General features: G+C 55.1%; 3 protein-coding genes and 1 pseudogene. 1 reads left to right on the forward strand and 3 read right to left on the reverse strand.

Annotated features, from left to right (window positions below; all coding sequences use genetic code 11):
- Positions 1 to 16 precede the first annotated feature (16 nt).
- Positions 17 to 1,300 (reverse strand): restriction endonuclease subunit S, encoded by a 1,284-nt coding sequence (locus Absy_RS10645; RefSeq protein WP_048854713.1) that lies wholly within the window; start codon positions 1,298 to 1,300, stop codon positions 17 to 19.
- A complete protein-coding gene (locus Absy_RS10650) occupies positions 1,297 to 3,690 on the reverse strand; it encodes a type I restriction-modification system subunit M (RefSeq protein ID WP_048854714.1) in 2,394 nt (797 codons plus the stop codon). The genes Absy_RS10645 and Absy_RS10650 overlap by 4 nt, the downstream gene beginning before the upstream one ends.
- A gap of 543 nt (positions 3,691 to 4,233) precedes the next feature.
- Here Absy_RS10650 and Absy_RS10655 point away from each other — a divergent pair.
- On the forward strand, positions 4,234 to 5,259 hold the full coding sequence (locus tag Absy_RS10655; RefSeq protein WP_084597127.1) for an AAA family ATPase: 1,026 nt from the start codon (positions 4,234 to 4,236) through the stop codon (positions 5,257 to 5,259).
- 44 nt (positions 5,260 to 5,303) lie between these two features.
- On the opposite strand, the pseudogene Absy_RS10660 reads toward Absy_RS10655, so the two are convergent.
- A pseudogene (locus tag Absy_RS10660) lies at positions 5,304 to 6,000 on the reverse strand (hypothetical protein); the annotation flags it as partial.

Below are 6,000 nucleotides of genomic sequence, written 5' to 3' on the forward strand. Positions count from 1 at the left end.
GTTGAGGGCCGGGCGCTTACAATACCTTGATCTTTCCAGTCACCGCCGCGTTGATCAAGCTTGTCTTATATTCCCGCAATGCGGTGATCTGGGATTGCTTGATTGCAATTGCGGCGTCGATCTTTTGACTCTGGTCGTCGATATGATCCACGATCGCATCTTGCTCGTCACGGGGCGGCAATGGCGTCTTGAACGATGCGAAGCTATCTTTGGGAATAGTGTTGCGTAAGCCTTTATACATTCCACGCATTTTCTTGCCGGTATCGGCGAAGATATAGAAATGCATGAGGAAGCGCGGGTTCACATCCTCTGTCGGCCTGTAAACGGTGTAGGCGCCGGTAATCATCCCGAAGAATGGCGACAGCCCTACAGACCTCGGTGTTTCTTCGACGTCAAAGTGACAGAACACGAAATCTCCAGGGGCGACTTCTTGGTATGTGTCGAATTCGGCGGGGAACTTGCCCTCGGGGTTCTCCATGTCGCGCTTGATGACCCCGCGGAGAGTGAGTGAGAGAAGATCGTACTCAGGCGCGTGTTTGCCCACAAGTTTCTTCGTGAGGCCGAAGATGAATTTGTTATGGCGCTGCTCCCAATGCGCGGGGATCTGGCCGATCCAGTCTATGCCGCTGTCCTTCATGGGGGCGTCGGGGTTCAGGCCGCGGGTGACGGCCTCTTGGATCAGGATCTGCCTGCGCTCGGCCAAGAGCCTGATCTGCTCCTCCTTGATCCGCACCGCCTCGTCAATCGTCGCGCATTTCCCATCCAGAAACGCCGCGATGGCGCGTTGTTCAGGGAGTGGGGGGAGCAGTATGGGAATTTGCCGCATTCGCGATTGGTTCAAGTCCCATTGGCCAACTCGGACGCCATCCGAGGCCGAAGCGAAGTAGGAAACGTACAACTTGCTGCGAATAGCGATATTGAAGAAGTGCGGGTCAACTTCGCGGGCGAAGTCAAAGATGAAGTACGCCGGGCTGACGATCCCAGTATACGCCGAGACGCCATAGGAGCCCTGCCACGCCTTCATCTTGTTCATGCCAAATTGTCCCTCGCGCAGCACCTTGTAGCCACTCAGGTCATCCGGGATGAAGTTGTGGTTGCTGTCCTGATCCTCGACGTCCCGCTCGATAACGCCTTGTTCGCGCGTGATTGACAGGAGTGGCAGGTCTGGGCGGTTCTTCTCTGAAACCGCCGTCAACATGGAACCCAGCTTCTCGATCTCCCAATGCTCTGGGACATCGCCGACCCAATCGAAGCCGGATGGTTTGAAGCTATGATGTTTTGGGTATGCCGCGATGGTCATTCAGCCGGCTCCAGCGTGGTCGCGACCTCAACACCAAGAATGTCGGCAATCAGCCCGTCAGCCTTTTCTTCCAAGGCCAGGATGTCCTGCGTCACCTCTTCAAGGTTGCGCAGCGGCTTGTGGCGGTAGAAATACTTGTTGAAGCTGATCTCGTAACCGATCTTCACGCTGTCTAGGTTGATCCAGGCTTCTTCCACATGCGGCTTCACCTCTGCCAGGAAGTAGCGATGGATGTCATCCTTTAGGGCCACGCTTTCCGCATCGCGCAGCTCTGCGGTAGTCTCATAGGTCAGGTAGCTGCCATCCTTCTGCCGGTACCAGCCGAAATCGGCCAGATCCTCCGTCGCACAGCCCAGATGCGTGGTCAGCGCCTCAACCTCTGCGCCGGTCAACTTGTGCTTCTTGTCGATCACCTTTTGCGCGGTCTCGTCGTACCAGCTGACGGCGTTCAGGATGGCGTTCTTCTCGGTCACGCCCAGCTTGATCTTGCGCGCCTTGATCGCGGCGTTGACCGTCTTGCGGAAGGCGTTGAAGTCGTCGATCTCCTCAAGGCCCACATCGCCCATGATCTGGGTCGCCGTGGCCAGCAGGTCGCGCAGCTTGACCCAGTACTTGGTGTCGAGCAGCTTGGCCTTTGCCTTGGCGTTCAGGGTTAGCCCGGCTTCCTCACACCACGCGGCAATCTGCTTGGCCTGCTCCTTTAGAAAGCCCGGCTGATAGACCTGATCCCCGTGTTCGTCATAGAGCCATTCCATGGGCTCGCGCAGGGACTTGTCAAAGCGCAGGGGCGCGAGGCGTTCGGCGCTGAAACCCGCGCGGCGGCGGTCCGGGCGTTCGATGGTGACTTTGTGGTAGCCGAAATCCGCGTTGTCGAAGATTTGCACGGCGATGCCCTCCGGATCGCCCGCCGCGTTGATCTGGCGCTCGACAGGGGCGAAGTTCAGGAAGGCCTCGGTGATCTGCTGGATATGTTCGTCCGAGAACTCGCAGTTCTTGTCGCCAAGGTTCTTGCGCAGCTTGCGGAACATGAGGTTGGCGTCAATCAGTTGGACCCGCCCGCGCCGTGCCTCGGGCTTGGCATTGGACAGGAGCCAGATATAGGTGGTGATGCCGGTGTTGTAGAACAGGTTGTTGGGCAGCTGGATGATGGTATCCAGCATATCATTTTCGATGATAAAGCGGCGGATGTTGGATTCCCCGCTGCCCGCATCCCCAGTGAACAGGCTGGAGCCGTTGTGGATCGACGCGATGCGCGAGCCCAGCAGGCTGGCGCTGGTGGGTTTCATCTTGCTGATCATTTCCATCAGGAACAGCAGCTGGCCATCCGATGAGCGCGGGGTGGCATCCATCGTTTCGACATTGCCCCAGTAGTCGGCCAGCTTGACCTGAAAACGGGGATCAATGACGTCCTTGCCGTCTTTGATGTACTTCACCTCGCTGTTCCAGCTTTTGCCATAGGGTGGGTTGGATAGCATGAAGTCGAAGCGGTTGGCGAAGAATTCATCGGTGGAGAGGGTGGAGCCCACGCGGATGTTTTCAGGGTTATTACCCTTGATCATCATGTCGGATTTGCAGATCGCGTAGGTTTCGTCGTTGATCTCTTTGCCATAGAGGTAAACGTCCCCGTGGGCATGGATGGGGCCATCTGCGTCCGTGATGTAGTTCTGAGCCTCGGTCAGCATGCCGCCCGACCCGCAAGCCGGATCGTAAATCGTCAGGATCCGGGGCAGACGATCCTTTATCGGGTCGAAAACCAGGTGCGTCATGAGGTGGATCACCTCGCGCGGGGTGAAATGTTCCCCTGCCTCTTCGTTGTTCTCTTCGTTGAACTTACGGATCAGTTCCTCAAAGACGTATCCCATACCCAGATTAGAGAGGCCCGGAAGCGTGTTGCCTTCCGGATCCTCAATCTCATTCGGGGTCAGGTTGATCCAGGGGGAGACGAATTTCTCAATGACGTCCAGAAGCACCTGCTTATCCGCCATATGGCGCATCTGTTCGAACAGTTTGAAGCGACCGATGATCTCTTTAACGTTGTCACTGAAGCCGTCGAGGTAATCCTCAATATTGGCTAGGAGGATCTGCTGGTTGTTGGTGGCGGTGCTGTACAGCTTCTTTAAGGTCCAGTGGCTGGTGTTGAAGAAGACGTAACCAGAGGCATCCTTGAGCGGCTCATCGTCCCACTCCGTCGCGCCAGTGTCTTCTTTTTGGTACCGGACCTCTTCAAGAACGGCGTCCTTGGTCGGCTCGAGCAGGGTGTCAAGGCGGCGCAGCACAACCATCGGTAGGATCACATCGCGATACTTGCCCCGTACGTACACATCGCGGAGGCAATCGTCGGCAATGCGCCAGATGAAGGAAACAAGGCTGCTGTGGGACGTCTGGTTCAATGTGGGCCTCAAAAGTTGATGCGAGAGCAATAGCCCTTCGACGACTACTCTTAAGGGCTTGGTTATGCAATCAGCCTTGGGACAGGCTCTGTTGTCAGCTGCTCCGCCTGTTGGGCGTAAAAGAAAACCCACTTAACTTCACGTCGCCCGGGGACGAAGTGGAGGACTGAACTGCACCGAGATCGGCGGTCATGTCTGCTTCCAAGCGCTCGCGACGCGAAGCGGACAGACCGGTTTCCACCCCTTAGCTGCCTGTCTGTTCGATGACCGTGAAGCAGACAGGCGGGTCAATCCTCTTAAAAGTGGCTTGATAATTGCCGTAAGATGATTATTCATAAAAATTTTGCTTTGGAGGAGACGGTTATTAAACGATTTTAGAATTGATTTTTCTCAAAAGATATGTCATATAAAGAAGATATTGAGAGTTTAATTTTTGTTTTTTGATGCCGTTATTATCTCAGTCCGCGTGAACAAGATCACGCAAGCCTTCGGATAAGACGCTCCTGCGGGAACGTTTGGGCAATTTATCTGAAAGGTGCCAGTATGTCTGATAACCACTCAACAAGGGATAAACTTAGCCCCACACTGACCGAAGTTCTTCGTCGTCGCACGGCTCTTATGCGGGCAGCGAGGGAAAAACGCTACGAAAACGAAAGCCTGCGGTCAGCCGAAGGTGTCCCGGATGGCGGGTATGTTCGTCTGCTGGAGAAGGGATATAGCTTTCCTGCGGTCAGTGCGGATCGTCATGGGGGAGCCGATCCCTACGAACAGGCCCGTAAGCTGGCTTTTCCGGTCAGGATACACCAGCCAGCAACAGTGCGGTCTGATTTGGCAGCTCTTCAAGCGCGTTTTCCCCACGCGTTGGCGGCAGTCCATGCTTTGGCAATGGCTGATTTGACACGCATGACGCTGGGGGTCTCTGGCGTGTTCCGTCCCATACTGCTGGTCGGGCCTCCGGGATGTGGCAAATCAACGCTGGCGCGTGTCTGGCATAAAATGCTGGGTTATCCCTGCATGACCATGAATGTCGCGGCTCTGTCCGATGTAATGGCGTTCACGGGTACGCATCCGACCTATTCGAACCCGAAGCCCTCGGTCATTGTGGATTATATGGCCAGACATGAGATTGCCAATCCCTGCATCATTCTCGATGAGATCGACAAATCACCAGAAGGGGGACGAAATGGTAGCATCAAGAATGTACTGCTCCAGTTTCTTGAGCCCGGTGAAGCCAGAACTTTTCGTGATATCTGTCTGAATGCCGAGGTCGATCTGTCCCGTGTGCGTTGGGTCATGACTGCCAATGTGCTGGAGAGGGTACCGCTTCCTCTTCGCTCCAGGTGTCAGATTGTGCATGTGCCGTCGCCAGACAGAAAACATGCTATTGGATTGTCTCGTCAGATGGCGGAAGCAATTCTGACAGAGATGGGGCTGGATCGCAGGTGGATCACTTTTGATGGTGTCGAGGAAGTCTTGTTGCAGGAGCACTTTCGAGGTGACCTGCGCCATCTGCGGATGATGGTTGATCTTTTCATCAGGGAAAGACTGACCTCTCTGACCATGTGCTGAGACAGGCTTGTTCGCACGTGAGGCTGTAAAAAACTGGCTGCGCGTTAATGTTCGATAACCGGTTGGGACGAAGGAGCAGGCATATTTCTCGTCACTTCTTTTAGAATGACAAGTTTTGAACGAAGGCGGGAGATTTCCTGCTTTGCCTGTTCTTTTTCAGGTCGGTGGGCCTTGTCCCATTGCTGGATGCGCTCCTGTCTGGCCTGCACAAGCCTGTCAAAGCGGTATGAGAGCCAGACCTCAAGTTTTTCCTGATCAGCCATGGCGGTAAATTCGGCATCATGCCGTTTGTGGAAATCTTCAAGGGCTGGTCTGTCGTTCTCCGTCAGAACAGGCCGGACGGGTTCTGGCGGTGTGGAGCGCAGTCCGACAACATGCAGCAATGCCTGCACGACAAAGCGTAGGACTTCCAGAAATGCGAGCAAAAGCCGCTGGTAGATTTTTTCCAGTTTTCCTGCCCGTCCGGTCATCCGCTGCCATTGGCTTTCTGTGGCCTGTTTCCATTCCTTTTTGGCATGATTGTAACGTGTAAAGCTGCTGTGAAGTTGTTTCTGATAGGGTGTGAGACTTTCCCGCCATTTTGCAACGGTTGTTTCCCGGTCCAGAGGTGCCCACCCCGTTTCCGGGGCTTTCTGGTCAAGAATGGCTTGCTGGTTCAGAATAGCCCGCCTGATCCGGTGGCAGATACGGGCTTCTTCAGCGCTGAGAATCAGCGGATACAATGGTTTCGGCGGGGGGGGG

The sequence above is a fragment of the Acetobacter syzygii genome (assembly GCF_000964225.1).
GTDB lineage: Bacteria > Pseudomonadota > Alphaproteobacteria > Acetobacterales > Acetobacteraceae > Acetobacter > Acetobacter syzygii.